This is a genomic window from Paraburkholderia sp. BR10872 (assembly GCF_040965835.1).
Classification (GTDB): domain Bacteria; phylum Pseudomonadota; class Gammaproteobacteria; order Burkholderiales; family Burkholderiaceae; genus Paraburkholderia; species Paraburkholderia nodosa_A.
The window spans coordinates 186,183-201,968 of the sequence record NZ_JBFRCN010000007.1; the positions used below are offsets into that span (position 1 = coordinate 186,183).

Annotated in this window: 14 protein-coding genes; 5 read left to right on the forward strand and 9 right to left on the reverse strand. The window is 62.8% G+C overall.

What is annotated here, in order from left to right:
• Positions 1-24: 24 nt before the first annotated feature.
• The 5 genes from AB4Y43_RS08580 to AB4Y43_RS08600 all read right to left on the reverse strand — a co-directional run bounded on the left by AB4Y43_RS08580 (position 25) and on the right by AB4Y43_RS08600 (position 7,526).
• On the reverse strand, positions 25-1,242 hold the full coding sequence (locus AB4Y43_RS08580) for a glycosyltransferase family 4 protein (RefSeq protein ID WP_368727502.1): 1,218 nt from the start codon (positions 1,240-1,242) through the stop codon (positions 25-27).
• On the reverse strand, positions 1,230-2,357 hold the full coding sequence (locus tag AB4Y43_RS08585; protein WP_368727503.1) for a glycosyltransferase family 4 protein: 1,128 nt from the start codon (positions 2,355-2,357) through the stop codon (positions 1,230-1,232). The genes AB4Y43_RS08580 and AB4Y43_RS08585 overlap by 13 nt, the downstream gene beginning before the upstream one ends.
• A gap of 379 nt (positions 2,358-2,736) precedes the next feature.
• The gene (locus AB4Y43_RS08590) at positions 2,737-4,980 is read right to left on the reverse strand and encodes a GNVR domain-containing protein (RefSeq protein ID WP_368727504.1); all 2,244 of its coding nucleotides are present in this window, start codon (positions 4,978-4,980) and stop codon (positions 2,737-2,739) included.
• Positions 4,981-5,047: 67 nt separating this feature from the next.
• Positions 5,048-6,142, reverse strand: coding sequence for a polysaccharide biosynthesis/export family protein (locus AB4Y43_RS08595; RefSeq protein ID WP_368727505.1), 1,095 nt, complete (start codon positions 6,140-6,142; stop codon positions 5,048-5,050).
• Between the two features lie 277 nt (positions 6,143-6,419).
• On the reverse strand, positions 6,420-7,526 hold the full coding sequence (locus tag AB4Y43_RS08600) for a sugar transferase (protein ID WP_342947751.1): 1,107 nt from the start codon (positions 7,524-7,526) through the stop codon (positions 6,420-6,422).
• A gap of 755 nt (positions 7,527-8,281) precedes the next feature.
• On the opposite strand from AB4Y43_RS08600, the gene AB4Y43_RS08605 reads away from it, so the two are divergent.
• From AB4Y43_RS08605 to AB4Y43_RS08615, 3 genes are all read left to right on the forward strand, one after another.
• A complete protein-coding gene (locus tag AB4Y43_RS08605) occupies positions 8,282-9,487 on the forward strand; it encodes a calcium-binding protein (RefSeq protein WP_368683799.1) in 1,206 nt (401 codons plus the stop codon).
• A gap of 90 nt (positions 9,488-9,577) precedes the next feature.
• The gene (locus tag AB4Y43_RS08610) at positions 9,578-10,681 is read left to right on the forward strand and encodes a glycosyltransferase (protein WP_069267713.1); all 1,104 of its coding nucleotides are present in this window, start codon (positions 9,578-9,580) and stop codon (positions 10,679-10,681) included.
• Between the two features lie 159 nt (positions 10,682-10,840).
• Complete coding sequence (locus AB4Y43_RS08615; RefSeq protein WP_069267714.1) at positions 10,841-10,975, forward strand: entericidin A/B family lipoprotein; 135 nt, start codon at positions 10,841-10,843, stop codon at positions 10,973-10,975.
• A gap of 35 nt (positions 10,976-11,010) precedes the next feature.
• Here the strand turns inward: AB4Y43_RS08615 and AB4Y43_RS08620 are convergent, their stop codons facing one another.
• The gene (locus AB4Y43_RS08620; protein ID WP_368683798.1) at positions 11,011-11,703 is read right to left on the reverse strand and encodes a pyridoxamine 5'-phosphate oxidase family protein; all 693 of its coding nucleotides are present in this window, start codon (positions 11,701-11,703) and stop codon (positions 11,011-11,013) included.
• A gap of 305 nt (positions 11,704-12,008) precedes the next feature.
• Between AB4Y43_RS08620 and AB4Y43_RS08625 the strand changes: the two genes are divergently transcribed.
• Positions 12,009-12,464: a host attachment protein gene (locus AB4Y43_RS08625; protein WP_069267726.1), complete on the forward strand. Its 456-nt coding sequence runs from the start codon at positions 12,009-12,011 to the stop codon at positions 12,462-12,464.
• 70 nt (positions 12,465-12,534) lie between these two features.
• Here AB4Y43_RS08625 and AB4Y43_RS08630 read toward each other — a convergent pair whose 3' ends face one another.
• Positions 12,535-12,711, reverse strand: a complete 177-nt coding sequence (locus tag AB4Y43_RS08630) for a DUF1427 family protein (RefSeq protein WP_035512139.1) — start codon at positions 12,709-12,711, stop codon at positions 12,535-12,537.
• 27 nt (positions 12,712-12,738) lie between these two features.
• Positions 12,739-13,704 carry a zinc-binding alcohol dehydrogenase family protein gene (locus tag AB4Y43_RS08635; protein WP_368727506.1) on the reverse strand — a complete coding sequence of 322 codons (966 nt, stop codon included), beginning with the start codon at positions 13,702-13,704 and terminating at the stop codon, positions 12,739-12,741.
• A 177-nt stretch (positions 13,705-13,881) separates the two neighbouring features.
• Here AB4Y43_RS08635 and AB4Y43_RS08640 point away from each other — a divergent pair, with 177 nt between their 5' ends.
• The gene (locus AB4Y43_RS08640; RefSeq protein WP_368727507.1) at positions 13,882-15,078 is read left to right on the forward strand and encodes an acyltransferase family protein; all 1,197 of its coding nucleotides are present in this window, start codon (positions 13,882-13,884) and stop codon (positions 15,076-15,078) included.
• A gap of 87 nt (positions 15,079-15,165) precedes the next feature.
• Here AB4Y43_RS08640 and AB4Y43_RS08645 read toward each other — a convergent pair.
• Positions 15,166-15,786 (reverse strand): MBL fold metallo-hydrolase (locus AB4Y43_RS08645; RefSeq protein ID WP_368727508.1); only part of this gene is annotated, 621 nt, incomplete at its 5' end.

A 15,786-nucleotide genomic window follows, 5' to 3' on the forward strand; every position in this document is an offset into this window, starting at 1 on the left:
AACGATGCCGTTATCGCGCCAAACTCAGGCTGAATGCCAACGCCGCACCACCGGCGGCGCATCAGCAATCGCCTTGTCGGCATCCATTGCTCGTTCCACTACGCTTAGAAATTCCTGCTTGAATCGCTCCTCCGTAAAGCGCATCGCATTGCGACGGCAAACCTCCGGTTTGGGCGCTGGCAACCGTTCGAAACGCTCCACCGCATCGACGATCGATTCCACGCTCTGCTCACTGAAGAAGAGCCCCGTGCCGCGTTCGGGATCCGGCGAATCCAGCACGATCTCCCGCGACCCTCCACGCCCGAAAGCGATGACCGGCGTGCCGCAGGCCTGCGCCTCGACAACCGAAATGCCAAAGTCCTCTTCCGCGGCAACGACGAACGCCCGCGCACGCTGCATGTAGTCGACCAAGACCTCGTCGGGCTGATAGCCAAGCAAGGTCACATTGGACGTAGCACAGCCCTTGACGCGTGCAAAATCGGCGCCGTCGCCGATCACCACGAGACGCCGCGACGGCATCGCCGCAAATGCCTCGACGATGAGAGGAATCCGCTTGTATGGCACCATCCGCGAGGCGATCAGATAGAAGTCTTCGTGGTGGTTACCCAATTCGAAGCGCTCCACATCGACTGGCGGATAGACCACGGCGGCCTGGCTGCCGTAGGCCTTGCGAATGCGCCGCCCCACAAACGCGGAGTTGGCAACGAAGGCATCCACGCCATGCGCCGTGCGCTGGTCCCAGATACGCATGTAATGAAGCAATGCGCGCACGATCCAGCTTTTCATGCCGCGCTGCAGTCCGGCCTCGCACAGATACTGGTGCTGCAAATCCCACGCGTAGCGAATCGGCGAATGGACGTAACTGACGTGCACCTGGTTCGGCCCCGTCAAAATACCTTTTGCCACGGCATGGCTTGAAGAAATCACGAGATCGTACGAAGAGAGATCGAACTGCTCGATGGCCAGCGGCATGAGCGGGAGGTAAGTCCGAAACGATTTGCGTGCCCGCGGCAGATGCTGGATGAACGAGGTCGTTGCATGCCTGCCCCCCAGCACCCCCCGCTGAGATTCCGGGAAGAAGTCGACGACGCTGTACAGATCGGCCTGCGGAAACAGCTGAAGAATCTGCTCCACGACCTTTTCCGATCCCGCGTAGGTGACGAGCCACTCATGCACGAGCGCGACACGGCCGAACCGGCGTGCGTCGTTGGCAAGATTGGATGCAAGCGTTACGTTAGCCACGGCGAGATCTCCTCGATCAACCTGGTGGCAGTCGTTTGCCAGGTTAGTTCTGCGGTCCGGGCGCGGCCTCGCTCGCGCAGACGCTCACGCAGCGCGGCATCGCTCGTGATTCGTTCAAGCAATCTCGCGAGTTCCGCTGGATCGTCCGGCGACGTGTAGAGCACGGCGTCGTTGCACGCCTCCTGGACAGCCGGCAGCCGCGAAGCGATGACGGGGCAGCCAAGCGCCAGCGCCTCGACAGGCGGCAGCCCGAAACCCTCGTAACGCGACGGATAAACGAAGCACGCGGCGCGGCGATAGAGCGCCGCGAGTGCGCCGTCACTCACGTAGCCGAGATGCTTCACGAACTCGGGCAACGCCTCCTGGCCCGTCCCGTAGACTCGTGCATCGCCGCCGCCCACGACAATGATGTCGAACTGAGCGTCACGGATGAGCCGTGCAGCATCGGCCACAAGCTGAAAATTCTTGTGACGGTTAAGGCTGCCCACCGCAAGCACGAATGGACGCTCGCCAAACGCGTTTGCCGCGTTGCCTCCATCCTGTTGCACACGCAACATATGCTCGCCGCTTTCCGGCACGACGCCGATCTTGTCCACAGGAATACGGTAAGCGTCAGACAGCTCGCGCCGAGAAAATTCGGACACGGTAATCACACGCCGCGATATGCGGCCAAGACGCGGCGCCATCAGGCGATACCAGGCAACAAAGGACCGGCTGTAGCTGTCCGGCACGCGCGCGGGCGCCGCGTCGTGCAGCACGGTGATTTGACGGCGATACCAAAGGGGCCCGGAGTTGCAGAGATTGAGCAGCAGCCGGCCGCGTGCGGCTTGCGGCAGCGCCAGTTGTTCCCAACGCAGGCCACCTCCCTTTCCACTCGCGCGCAGTGCGACGTGCCGAAATGGATTCGGCAGGGCGGCCAGCGCGGCGGGTACGATGATTTCGGTCCGCAATCCGGCGACGCACGGGTCGCGCAATTCGATCAATTGATCGAGCGCCCGGATGGTTTCGAACGCAAAGCGATCGACACCCGTCGCGCGGCGACCCAGGAAGCGGCCGTTAATCATCAGATTGGGGGCAAGCACGTGTTTCGTCCCAAGGTGGAAGGCATCGCTCACGGCCGGATTCAACGGGCCACGCCATGCAATTCATATGTCTAGAAGTGTGGCCGGTCTTCGCACAGGCGAATGTTCGCCGTCGCTCATGTCGCGCCAACTCACGCGTCCAAAGGCGGTTTTGGAGAGTCAGTCGCTAATTCAGATGGAAAGTCGCCGCTAATGCGATTGGCGGTTCCTGTCAAACGACGGATGACTGAAGGGGCGTGGTGAGTTCGCGTCTCGTGCGGGCAGACAGTCACGCCGCCGCCGGTGAAGTGGGCTGAAGCCAAGGCGAATCCGCTCCAGCCCAGGAGTCCAAACCAAAAGGCGCCGCTCGACCGGCAAATCGATGGACCGCGGCGCTGCTACCGACGAGCACACGACTGCCGGCAGTTCCCGGCTACTCCGCCTTCGCGCTGCCCGTGTCCTTGGCAAAGCCGTAACTCGAATAGCCGTACGCGGCATATTCGTTGCCATAGCGTCCCGGACGCGATGTCATGTCATTGAAGATCACGCCGCGAATTGGCACGCCAACCTGCTCAAAGCGACGTACGGACTCGCGTAGATCGGTCACGCTTGTCGCGCCCTGGCGCGCGATCACGAACACTGTGCCCGCCAGTTTCCCGATGATCCCGGCGTCGGCCACCGGCAAAATCGGCGGCGCGTCGATGAGCACGAGTTCGTACGTCGAATTGGCCCAGGCCACGAAGTTCCTGAAAGCGTCTTTTTGCAGCAGCTCACTGGCATTGGCCACATAACCTCCGGTCGCGACGAAGTCGACGCCCGGCATTACGTCGCGATTGACCACGTGGTCATAGCTTTGGCAGGGCTCGAAGATGTTCGTGACACCAGGCATACTCGGCACCGCCATATGCTGGTTCAACGAGCCCCGCCGCAGATCAGCGTCGATCAGGAGCACACGCTTGCCCGACGCACCGAATACAGCCGCCAGATTGACCGAAACGAATGACTTGCCGACCATGGGTGTCGGCCCCGCCAGCAGCACGACGCGATTGTCCGCGTCCGCCAGCGAATGCTCGAGCGCGGTGCGGAAGCTGCGCAGGCTCTCGACCGCCGGGTCGAACACGGCCGTATGTGCGAGCACTGTGTTCGCACCGGGCGCGCCATACGGCAAACGACGCGCGAGCGAATGCTGAATGCGGCTGCGCGGAACGGCCGCGAAAACTGCCAGCCCGGTGCCCGCTTCGATCTCCTCCACGACGGAGACGCCGCGGTTGAGCCTCTGCCGCAGCAGCACGAGCGCAGCGCCGGCAAACAATCCGGTAAACACGGCCGCGATCACGATAATGGCGCGCTTCGGCCGAATCGGTCCTTCAGGTGGCACTGCGGCGTCGATCATGCGTACATTCGACACGCGCCCTGCCTTGATCAGACGCAGTTGCTCGCGGCTGTTCAAAAGATTGGTGTAGATGTTCGTATCGACGGTCACTTCCCGCTGCAGGCGCACGAGCTCCTGCTCCACCGGCGGCAGCGCGCGGGTCTGGCCGGCCAGGTGTTCCAGCGACTTCTGCGCTTCGGACAGTTGCCCGTTGATGGCGACGAGAGCCGGGTTGTCGTCGGTGAATCGGGCCATCGCCTGGGCGCGTTGCTGTTGCAGATCGGCGATACGCTGCTGCGCCAGCGCCGAACTCTGCAACAGCGCCGACGCTTCAGCGTCCAGGTTGACGGCCCCGTGCGCCGAGCGGAAAGAGTTGTACTCGTTCTCGGCTTTCTCGAGCTGGGCCTTGAGCAGAGGCAATTGGCGGTCGAGGAAGGCGATCTGCTTTTCCGCTTCTTCCTGCGTACGCTGGGCGTTCTGCCGGATGTACTCGTTGCCGATCGCGTTGAGAATGGTGCTGGTGAGTACCGGGTCTTCACCATCCAGCGCGACACCAATGACATCGGATTCCTTGCCCTTTTCCGTAATGGCGATTGCCGTCTGCAGCGACTGGATCGCGCTCAGTTCGGACAGGCGCATCACATTGAAGACCGTGCCCGGCTGCCCATCGATCCGGCCGACGACGAGGTCGATCGAGCCTCCCACCGTCGGGGCGTGCAGTGCTTGTCCCACTTGCCCTTCGAGCGTGATGCCGCCGCCCTCGAGCGTGTAGGCCCCGTTACCCCGGTAGGTCAAGACGAACGGCCTGCCTTGCAGGCGCGTCGGCACGTCGAATTGCCTTACCTCGATCGCCTCGCCGCCCCATGCGTAGCCGCCCCAGCCCGACCAGTGGTCGAGGCTCAGACGTTGCGCGGCCCAGCGGCCCACCACGGGGAAATAGCGCGGCGTTGCCTTGATATAGAGCTTGGTCGCATCAACGGCGGAGGACACGACCATCCGCGAACGCAATACCTCCATTTCCGCCGATGCCTGTGTCTTGACCGCGAACTGGGAGGAAAGATCGGCCAGCGCCGATTTTGCCGCGTTCGGGCTCTCCTCCACCTGAATGAGCATGTCCGATTGATAGACAGGGGATGCCAGTACCGCATAGAGGGTGCCGAAAAGCGTAAAGATCAGCGTAACGATCAGGATCGTCTTGCGGCCCGCGTAAAGTGTATCCAGCATATTGCCCATATGTCCGCCGTCGGGGGCGATCGGCATGATCGTCTCCGCAGGCCCTTCAAGCAGATAGTCGCGGTTATTCATTTTGTGCCCCCGAAAGCGAACAGGTCGGCTGACGCGGTTCGTGTGGTTTGTATTGTTCATGTGTACATCAGTATCCAATCGCACGGCTCGTCGCAGCGGCCTGGGTCGTCGGCAAAATCAGGCTGATGACACGGCTCCACTTCACGAGAGTAGACGTATCGACGAATACGACATCGTTGGGCTTGAGCTCGAACGAATCGGCCGTGGCCATTGCCGATGCGCTGCTCGCGTCGAGATGGAACACGGTCGGCTGGCTGGTATCGCGTCCACGTACGACATACACTTGCGACGCATCGCCCGACGACTGGTTGATCCCTCCCGCATTGCCAAGTGCCTCGTTGAGCGACATACGTCCGTTATTGAACATCACGCCGCCAGGACGCTCGACCTCGCCGACCACGAAAACCTTGCTGTCCATCTGGGCGAAGATCCGCACGAGGTCACCATCGTGCAGAACGATCCGGTCGGGATTGAACCCCTTGCGGATCATCGCCGGCATATCGATATCCACTGTGGTGTCTCCACGTGTCACGGACACATGCGAGCGGTCGGCATTGCTCGTGAAGCCGCCGGCCCGGTTGATCGCCTCGGGCAACGTCATCGGCCGGTCGTTGAGCACCTGCACGCCCGGCGTCTTGACCTCGCCGTCGAGATACACGCGCTTGCTGCGATAGGTTTCGATGCGCACGGTAATCTGCGGCTGACGTACGTATTTCGCGAGCTTCCCCGCGAGGATATCGCGCACACCCATTTCCGAAAGACCCGCGACTTTCAGCGGACCAATATAGGCATACTGAATAAAGCCGTTGTTATCGACGGTGTAGCCGGACGCAACCGAACTGGCGCCCGAAGGACCGTCGCCGCCGCCGCCGCCCGCGGGCAGGTTGAGTTCGGGGTGATCCCAGACGACGATGGTGAGAATATCGCCGGGGCCGATTTCATACGGCGTGGCTTTGGCGAACATCTGCTGCACGTCTGCCGGAATGCCCTTGGGCCGCGCCGCGGCCTCCTTGTCGACGAGGTCCCTCGTGATCTCGACGAGCGTACCGGTCGGTGCACCAGCGATTCCCTTGGCCGCCACGCTATCAGGCACCGCTGCGCCAGATGCCGCAACGGCACCCGGGTTCGCCGTGGAACCCGCCGCTCCGGAAGTGTAGGTCATGCCCGGCGCCAGAGCACAGCCGCTCAGCGCCGTGAGCGCCAGGCAAACGGCACACGCAGCCCCGCGGCGCAGCGCGCCCGCGAGTCCAACATCCCGCCCGACACGCGCGTGCGTACTCCCGATCCAGTTCATCGCATTCAGTCCCATCGCAACACCCCCAATCCGTTACATGCGTCCCGGGTCATGCCGTGTGAACCGGATACCTGATATGTCAACCGCGTCTCGTGCTAACACGTTTGCAGCCCGCTTTCACCCTCTTTTTCGGCTCGCTCGCAGCTCAATACGCGCCAGTTCCGCGAATCACGACAAAAAACGTCTTGAACAGAATCCCGATGTCCTTCCGGAAGGTCCAGTTCTCCACATAGGAAACGTCGAGCAGAACGCGCGTCGCGTAGTCGATATCGTTGCGTCCGCTCACCTGCCACAGGCCCGTGATACCCGGCGTGGCCATCAGGTAGTACTTTCTCGCCTCGCCATAGCGCTCCAGCTCCTGGTCGATGATCGGGCGCGGGCCGACAAAACTCATCTGGCCGCGCAGGACGTTCCAGAGCTGCGGCAGTTCATCGAGGCTCGAGCGGCGCAGAAAGTGGCCGATCCGCGTTACGCGCACGTCGTTCTTGAGCTTGAATTCACGCTCCCATTCCGCGCGGGCTTCGGGATCACGCTCGAGCAGATCCTTGAGCACCTGCTCCGAGTTCACCACCATCGACCGGAACTTGAGACAGCGAAATTTCTTGCCATGGCGGCCTACGCGCGTATGGCCGTATAGCGCCGGACCGCCATCGCGCTTGACCAGCAGCGCGAGCACGGCGAGCAGCGGCGAGAGCAGCACGATCGCACTCACTGCCGCCACAATGTCAAAGACGCGTTTCAAGGCGTGCCCGATGACAGCGCTGCGAACCTTGTCGCGCGAACCGATTTCGTAAGCTTCCCCGCGCCACCATTCACGGGTCAGTCGCAGCACGCTGAATTCCGAAAAGAACAGCGTGTGCGACAGCAACAGCGAAATACCCGTCGTCAGTGTCCAGTACATGAACCACGGCAACGCCAGCAGATGATCGTGATGAATCGCATAAAGCAGCACGAGTCCGCAAAGCTGCACCGCGAGCCAGGCGAACGCCGTGCGGCCCGCGACGCTGAAGAGCGACCGGCTGCCGCGCGTGCCATAGGTCCCGCAAGCGGGAAAGACCGAGAGCGCGAGTGCCGCGCAAAATGCCACCAGCGTGGGATCGGGGTGATGCACCTCGGCCACCTGTCCGGAATTCAGATTCAGGTGTACGGCGCAAATGGCGCCCAGCACGATCAGCACGACATCGACCGTACGTTGCAGCACGATGTCGACCGTACGTTGCGCAAACTCTGACCGTTGCGTTAACTCTGACATTTCCCTACCCCAGTGCGTGTCGTGTTCGTCAGACATTCATGGGCTGGCAGTCGTCCGCCATCGGCGAACGCACGGAAATCCCCGTCTCAGGCGATCCCTACGTCACGTGCCGCCTGCCCCGATAACCCACGACAACACATTACGGCGCGAGCGACGCAGGAACCGTGCGCAATCCCACCAACAGTTTCCGATCGCCGCTGCCTTATGATGCGGACCACGCTGGGGGCGCTCTGCAAGTCACAATGCGAGCGTTGCGTTATGTGCGCAACCGCACATAACGCAACGGCTCTCGGACCCGGTTCGCCTGATTGATATATAGGATTCCTTAATGTTTACCCTGGAGATCGCGACAATCGACTCTATTTTCCTTATTTGATCGCGACATCTGTGATAGACGGAATCTAGTCTCCTGTGGAGTGTCTATCCGTTCGCCGTCGCACACATGATGTGGCCAATGACGCGGCAAAATGCTTTCTGGCTGCGCCTCCAACGTGGGTAAGCCAATTGAAAATGCCGGCGTGGAGCGAGCAAGCGCGCGTAATCGGTAGCCGGCAACCGCTCCACGCGAGGAATACGCCGTGATGCATTCCGCAGGAAACACCCATCGTCTGCCCACCGATACCGCCCGTTCGCGAGACGCGAGACACGCGAAACGGACCTGGCCGTTCGGCATACGTACCATTGAAAGCCTGGCGGCAGGTATCTGCGCACTCGCATGCGTATCGGCGGTGCACGCGAGCGACGCTGTGCACGCCATGCCAGCCGACGAATTCCTCCAGACGCTCGCTGTCGACACCCACGTCAGCTATACCGACGGCGCGTACGTCAACGTGCACAACGTCGCCGACGATATGGCGTGGCTCGGTATTCACCACGTCCGCGACTACCCGCCCGGCTCTTCCATCCCGTTCTCCAGCTATGTCTATCTCGCGCAGCGCGGGGTGAAATTCAACTTCCTGATGGGCGCGGACTTCGAGAAACATATCGGGCAGGTCGCGCAGTTGAATACCGAGGTGCCCGGTAGCGTTGCGGCCATCGAAGGCCCCAACGAACTCAACAACTTTCCAGTCGCTTACCAGGGGCTGACCGGCGCTGCAGCCGGGCTCGCTGTGCAGCGCGACCTCTACGCACGCGTACACGGCATGCCGGAGCTCAAAGCAGTGCCCGTATACGACGCGACCGGCTTCGACCCCAAGTCAGTCGAGACGCGTGCAGCTTCGGCCGACTTTGCGAATCAGCATGTCTACCCGCAAAACGGCGAGCAGCCCCTCTGGAACGCGAACGGCGACAAGTGGATGCTTGCGGCGATTCACCTGGGCCAGAGATTTCAGTTGCCGCTCGTCATCACCGAGTTCGGCTACTTTTCATTGCCGCAAGCGGGTTGGTACATGCTCGGCGTCGACGAGGACACGCAGGCCAAGGGCATTCTCAACGGTTATATGGATGCGGCGTCGGCGGGCGTGAAGCGGCTCTATGTTTATGAACTGCTCGACCAAAAGCCCGATCCGGCGCACAAGAACGACGAAATGCACTACGGGCTCTTTCGCAACGACAACAGTCCCAAGCCGGTGGCCTACGCCATTCGCAATCTCACGTCGATCCTGAACGCCAACATCACACGGCGCGCAAGCGCAGCGGCGAGCAACACGCTCGCCTATACGCTTTCGGATATGCCGCAATCGGCGAATAGTCTGCTGCTGCAGAAAAAGGATGGCCGTTTCGTGCTGGTGCTCTGGAACGAGACGCTCATCTGGGACCGTGCGACAGGAAAGCCGCTCACCAGCCCGCCCGCGCGCGTCGGTCTCGACTTTGGCGAAACAGCAAAACGCGTCGAGCTTTACGATCCGCTCGCTTCAGCGGAGCCGCGCAAAATCCATCGCGACGTGCGCCAACTCACCGTGGAAGTACCCGACCACGTCATCCTGCTCGAAGTCACACCCGCGAACGCGCCGGGAACCTGAGCGCGGCGCCGGCCGCAAGAGGTTCGGGGCGGGCAGCCTGTCCGCCTTTGTATAATCGCGCATTCCTTCTTCCGGTCGCGGTTTCCTTTCATGCTCAGTTTTGCCCTCGGCTTTCTCGTTTCCTTGCTGGTCACGCTGCTGATCGTGCGTTACGCGCATCTGCATGAAAGGTTTTCCGTCGATTCCGATCTCGTCGGCGTGCAGAAATTCCACGTGCGTCCCGTGCCGCGCATCGGCGGAACGGGCATCCTCGCGGGGCTGATCGTGGCGGCCGCACAGTTGCACGGGGCGTATCCGGCCGTCTCCGGCGGCATACTCGGCATCGTCGCGTGCGGGTTGCCGGCGTTCGGTTCGGGGCTCATCGAAGACCTGACCAAGCGCGTTTCGCCGCTTGCGCGCCTCCTGTGCACGATGGCCGCCGCCGCGCTCGCGTTCTGGTTCCTCGGCATCGCGGTCACGCGCATCAGCGTGCCGCCGCTCGATTTTCTGCTTTCCTACGCCGCAATTTCCTTCGTCATCACCGTGCTCGCGGTCGCCGCGCTCGCCAACGCGATCAACATCATCGACGGCTTCAACGGGCTCGCCTCGATGGTCGCGTTCATGATGTTCGCCTCGCTCGCCTACGTGGCCTTTCAGGTGCACGACCCCGTAGTGCTCTCCGCGTCGTTCATCATGATGGGCGCGGTGCTGGGCTTTTTCATGTGGAATTTCCCCGCTGGCCTGATCTTCCTCGGCGACGGCGGCGCGTATTTCATCGGCTTCATGCTCGCCGAACTGTCGATCCTGCTCGTGATGCGCAACCGCGACGTGTCGGCGTGGTACCCGGTGCTGCTCTTCATGTATCCGATCTTCGAGACCTGCTTTTCGATCTACCGGAAGAAGTTCGTACGCGGCATGTCGCCCGGCATCCCCGACGGCGTGCACCTGCACATGCTCGTGTACAAGCGTCTCATGCGCTGGGTCGTGGGCGCGCGCAATGCGCGAGAACTCACGCGGCGCAATTCGCTCACTTCGCCCTACCTGTGGCTGCTCTGCCTGATCGCCGTGATTCCGGCCACGCTGTTCTGGCGCCACACGCTCCATCTGTTCTGTTTCGTCGTACTGTTCGCGCTCACCTATGTCTGGCTCTATGTGAGCATCGTGCGCTTTCGATCGCCCAAGTGGCTCGTCGTGCGCAGGACGCGCAAGCGCTGAAAACGGCTCGATGTCACGCACGCGTCGGCGCGCAGCCTCGGCGCATGTGTCCCCGCTTCGCGCGTAGAATTGAAAGGAAGGGCGGCGCGCATTCCCCATGCCCGCCGCCGCTTCCATTCGACGCTTATTTGCCGCCTATTCGATTCAGGGAGAGCCAGGATGACCCGTTATCTCGCGTTTGCGCTTGCACTTTTCGCTGTGACACTCGCCGCCTGCAACACCATCGCAGGCGCGGGTGAGGACCTTTCGAAGGGCGGTCAGGCCATCACCAATTCGGCGGAAAAGGCGAAGTAAGCCGCCTGCGCGTGAATCGCGGTGCGAGCACCCGCTCACACTGCGGCGCCCTCGCGCAGCCGCGCGACTTCCGCTTCCAGTTCCCGTACGCGGGCCTCGCGTTGCGCGGCGGCCTCCTCCAGTTCGCGTACGCGCGCGTCGCGCTCGTCTAACGCGGCCTTCACGTCCGCGGCCTCAAAGCGCTGCGGAATGTGCTGCGGGCAGTTCATGTCCCACGCGTGCACCGTGAAGACGATCACCCGCTCGGCGCGCGCCTTGTAGCCCGCAGGCATCAATTCCTCGACCAGCGCCGGGTCTTCGACGACGCGCGCGCGGCCCCAAATCTTCACGCGCCGCCGCCGCGCATAGTCGATGACGAACAAATGCGCCTTCGGGTTATCGGTGAGGTTGCCGAGCGTGATGTATTGCTGGTTGCCGATGAAATCCGCGAAGGCAATGGTGTGCTCGTCCACCACATGCAGAAAGCCCGCCGGGCCGCCGCGATGCTGGATGTACGGCTGCCCTTCGGTATTCGCGGTGCCGAGGAATACGCTCGTTTGCGCGGCGATGAATTCCTGGATTTTGGGCGTGAGCGCCACGCCCCAGGCGTGATCGCGCTCCACGCTCGCATAGAGCTCGCGCGAACCCAGGCGCTCCTGCATCGCCTTGACCGTCGGCGTGAAGGCGATGTCGCTCGGATAACGGAGGATGCGATCGGCGGTCGAGGCGGTCGAGTCGTTCGGGCTCATGGCGGACTCCTGTGCAGCGCGCTGCGGAGTCTAAAGGCTAGGCGCTTGCGCAGAAAAAGATAATCCACCGCCAGCAAGAAACATCCTCCCGAATTCTGGAAGGCAAGCGGCCAGCAGGCACGCGGCTCGCTGTTGCGACACTTTCGCGTCTCGCGCGAGCGCCAGCGGCGCGCCGACGAGCGCGGCGGCACTTCCCGTGCCGTGCGGCCCGAAGCGCGCTACCCTTGACGTTTACGCCGCGAGGCCCGAGTCCACTCAACCGCCCGGCGGCCGCATGCGCCGGGTGCCATGGCAGGGAGTCGAACATGTCGAAAACGATCTGGATTGTTGTCGCCAACCGTGTGACCGCGCGCATTTTCGCCGCCGAAAGCCCGCTGGGCGCCATCGACGAGGTCGAGACGCTGCTCCATCTGCAAGGCCGCATGTCGGACGAGAACCTCGTGACGGACAAACCGGGGCGCACCACCGACCGCGTCGGCTTCGGTCGCAGCGCGACCGATCCCGACACCAGCCAGCACGATCACGAAACCGCCGTATTCGCTGCGGAGATCGCGACGACGCTCGCGAAGGCCCGCAACGACGCGCGCTACGGCACGCTCGTCCTCGCGGCGCCGCCCGCGTTCCTCGGCGCGTTGCGCAAGGCGATCGACGCACAAACGCGCAGCCTCGTCACGCTCGAACTCGACAAGGATCTCGCGGCGCTCGACGCGCGCGAACTACGCACGCGCTTGCCTGAGCGGCTCGTGCGGGCCGGGGCGTGAGCCAGCCCGTCAGTCGGTAAAATCCGCGCCGCAAGGCGATATCCGGTGCGGTGGGTGAGGATTGCCCCGCTCACCCCGCCAGATGCGCGACGCATGCGCGCACGACGCCGATGACGTTCTCGCCCGCCAGCATACCGAGCAGCCCGACGAGCGCGATGGTCGGCGGCGCGGGCGATTTCACCTGCAGCACGTTGTAGAGCAGGCCCGCGAGCGCGCCGACCGCGAACGACACCAGATAGCCCTTCATCTTCGTCTCCCGTTCGTCGTTGCGGACTCACGCCATGTCGATCACGACGCGGCCGGGCGTGCCCGCCGCGACCGCCTCGTAGGCTTCGCGGGCCCGCGCGAGCGGAAAGCGCGCAGCCACGACGGGCGGCTCGAACTGGCCCGCGTCGAACGCTTCGGCAATCGCGCGCATGAGCGGTGCGGATTCGGCCACGCCGAGCTTCGCGCTATCGGCGCCGAGCAGCTGCGTCTCGTTGTGATAGAAGTCGATCAGGTCGAACTCCACGCGCCGCTTGCCCGTCGCGCTGATCTCGACCACGCGGCCACGCCGCTTCGCAAGCGATAGCGCCAGCTCGAACACTACGCCGCCCACGGCGTCGTAAACCACGTTCGCGCCGCCACCCGTCAGTTCGCGCACGCGCTCAGCGGTGTGCTCGTTCATGGGAACGAAGGCGTCGATGAGACGCGCGGCCGGCGAGCCGGCAAGCGGCGCCTCGCGGCCCACGCCGATCACGCGCGCGCCGCGCGCCTTCGCGATCTGCGTAACCGCGCCGCCCACCCCGCCCGAGACGCCGATCACGGCGATCGTCTCACCCTCGGCGAGGCGCGCGTAATCGACGGTGCCCAGCCACGCCACGACGAAGTTCACGCCAATCGACGCGGCCTGCGCGTGCGACAGCGCCGCGGGCTTGCGTACGAGCGCAGCCTCGGGCAGCTCGATGAACTCGGCATGCGTGCCGTCGCGCGCAAAGCCGATGTCGCCGCCCGTGCCCCAGACCTCGGCGCCGAGCCACTCTGCGGGGCCCGCCACCACCACGCCACTGAAGTCGCGCCCCGGGACGCGCGGGGGCACCGTGTGCTCGAAATGGCCGGCGACGTTCTTCACATCGCTCGGGTTGACCGAGGCGGCGCGCACCTGCACGAGCGCGCTGCCGGCCTTTGGCGCGGGCGTGGGCAGATCGAGATACTCGAGCACCTCGGGCTTGCCGAAGGTCCTGAACTGGATGGCTTTCATGGCGGGACTCCGTGCAATCAGTTTTTGCGCAACGCCTTACGCGAACGCGTTATCGAACTGTCAATGTAGTTTGCTGCAGGCCGGTCGTGTGGACAGACGCTTTCGAATTTCGGACAAAGGTAACTCTTTAACTAATTGCTGACTTTTGTACGGTCACACACAAAACTACGCATACGCGTGCGTTTTGACGATGTCAGAATAGCCTCGATCAAACGCAGAGCATCCGTCCCGCCCGCCATTGGCGAACGCGCAGACCGCGCATCCACCATGCAAAAGCTAAAGTCCCTTACCGTGCTGCGCGCTGTTGCAGCGACAACGGTCATCTTCTTTCACATCATGTCGCCGACTGGACATACGCTCGGTGAATTCGGCGTCGACATTTTCTTCGTGATAAGCGGTTTCGTCATCGCCCTCGTGCTGGACAACCCGAATTTGACCACACAGCGCTTTCTCGCGGACCGCGTTGCCCGCATCGTGCCGCTGTATTGGGTGCTGACGTTCGGCGTATTCGCCGGGGCACTCATTGCGCCGGAGTTGTTGAATTCGACCACAGCGGACCTCGGGAATCTGCTGAAGTCGCTCTTTTTTATTCCCTATCGCAAGGAAAGCGGCCAGATATTCCCGATGTTGTTCGTCGGCTGGACGCTGAACTACGAAATGTTGTTTTACGTGGTCACAGCCGTTTCGTTGATGCTGGTGCGCCGTCGCCGCCTGCTGTTCACTTCTGCGCTGATCCTTGCGATCTTTTGCGCGGCGAAGGCATCGAACTCGCACGGCGTATTCACCGCGTTCTATGCGAATCAGCGTTTATTCGAGTTCCCGCTCGGCTTCATGGCCTACCAGATCTGGAAATCCGGAGTCCGAATCAAGCTGCCGCTCGCGGGGTGCATCGCGGTAGCGGCCTACGCGTGGATGGCCTACATCAACTGGCACAACCTTTCCAACGCACCGCTGTTTTACTACGGCCTGCCGGCTTTCGTACTGATCGGTAGCACACTGAGCCTGGAACCGGCGATGGGCTCGGGCTCGTTGACACGCGCAGCCATATTCATCGGCGATGCGAGTTATGCCATCTATCTGAGCCATCCATACTGTGTGGAAGCTGCGCGCAAGCTGCTGCCGGGCACTCTCGGCGGCTTTGATCCGACTGCGCCGCTCGGTGTGGTGCTCACGATGATCGTGGCTACGGCGATGGGCGCCGCGCTCTACCAGTTCGTCGACTGGCCGCTGCACAGGCGCGCGCGTCGCCTGTTGCACGCTGTGCCGGCCATACGCTTGCGCAGATCGCGCGCTGCCGGCGCGAACGATGCAGGCACAGGCTTGCAGGAGGAACCTGCCGGCAACTTGCCAGTCAACGAGGACGCTAACTGCTAACTGAACAACGAAGTGCACAGACAGCAAGCGATCAAGACGTTTTCCCGCGCTCCCAGAGGCACTTAGCGGAACTCACGCCGCACATATTCAAAGTGCGTCGATCGGAATCTTCAGATAACGCACGCCGTTGGCTTCGGGCTCCGGCAGGCGACCCGCGCGGATATTCACCTGGATCGACGGCAGGATCAGATTCGGCATGGCGAGCGTGCGGTCGCGCGCGGTGCGCATCTGCACGAACGCCTCTTCGCTCACAGTCTCGTTCAGGTGGATATTGCCGCTGCGCTGCGCGCTCACCGTGGTCTCGAAACACGGCCCGCGCGAAGCCGGCGGATAGTCGTGGCACATGAAGAGGCGCGTGTCGCCCGTCAGATCGAGCAGCTTGCGCGCCGAACGGTAAAGCGTGTGCGCGTCGCCGCCCGGGAAGTCGCAGCGCGCCGAGCCCACGTCGGGCATGAAAAGCGTGTCGCCAACGAACACGGCGTTACCGATCTGATACGCGAGATCGGCAGGGGTGTGGCCGGGCACGTGCAGCGCGCGCGCCTCCAAAGCGCCGACCCGGAATGTCTCGCCGTCCTGGAACAGCACGTCGAACTGACTGCCGTCCGGGCTGAGCGTCTCGGCGAGATTGAACACCGCGCTAAATACACGCTGCACGTCGCGAATGTGCTCGCCAATGGCAATGTGCCCGCCCAACTGCACCTTCAGATA

Coding starts and splice junctions, on each gene's coding strand:
- AB4Y43_RS08590 (WP_368727504.1), bottom strand. CDS start 4,980: ATGAATAACCGCGACTATCTGCTTGAAGGGCCTGCGGAGACGATCATG.
- AB4Y43_RS08595 (WP_368727505.1), bottom strand. CDS start 6,142: ATGACCTACACTTCCGGAGCGGCGGGTTCCACGGCGAACCCGGGTGCC.
- AB4Y43_RS08600 (WP_342947751.1), bottom strand. CDS start 7,526: ATGTCAGAGTTAACGCAACGGTCAGAGTTTGCGCAACGTACGGTCGAC.
- AB4Y43_RS08605 (WP_368683799.1), top strand. CDS start 8,282: ATGCCAGCCGACGAATTCCTCCAGACGCTCGCTGTCGACACCCACGTC.
- AB4Y43_RS08610 (WP_069267713.1), top strand. CDS start 9,578: ATGCTCAGTTTTGCCCTCGGCTTTCTCGTTTCCTTGCTGGTCACGCTG.
- AB4Y43_RS08615 (WP_069267714.1), top strand. CDS start 10,841: ATGACCCGTTATCTCGCGTTTGCGCTTGCACTTTTCGCTGTGACACTC.
- AB4Y43_RS08620 (WP_368683798.1), bottom strand. CDS start 11,703: ATGAGCCCGAACGACTCGACCGCCTCGACCGCCGATCGCATCCTCCGT.
- AB4Y43_RS08625 (WP_069267726.1), top strand. CDS start 12,009: ATGTCGAAAACGATCTGGATTGTTGTCGCCAACCGTGTGACCGCGCGC.
- AB4Y43_RS08630 (WP_035512139.1), bottom strand. CDS start 12,711: ATGAAGGGCTATCTGGTGTCGTTCGCGGTCGGCGCGCTCGCGGGCCTG.
- AB4Y43_RS08635 (WP_368727506.1), bottom strand. CDS start 13,704: ATGAAAGCCATCCAGTTCAGGACCTTCGGCAAGCCCGAGGTGCTCGAG.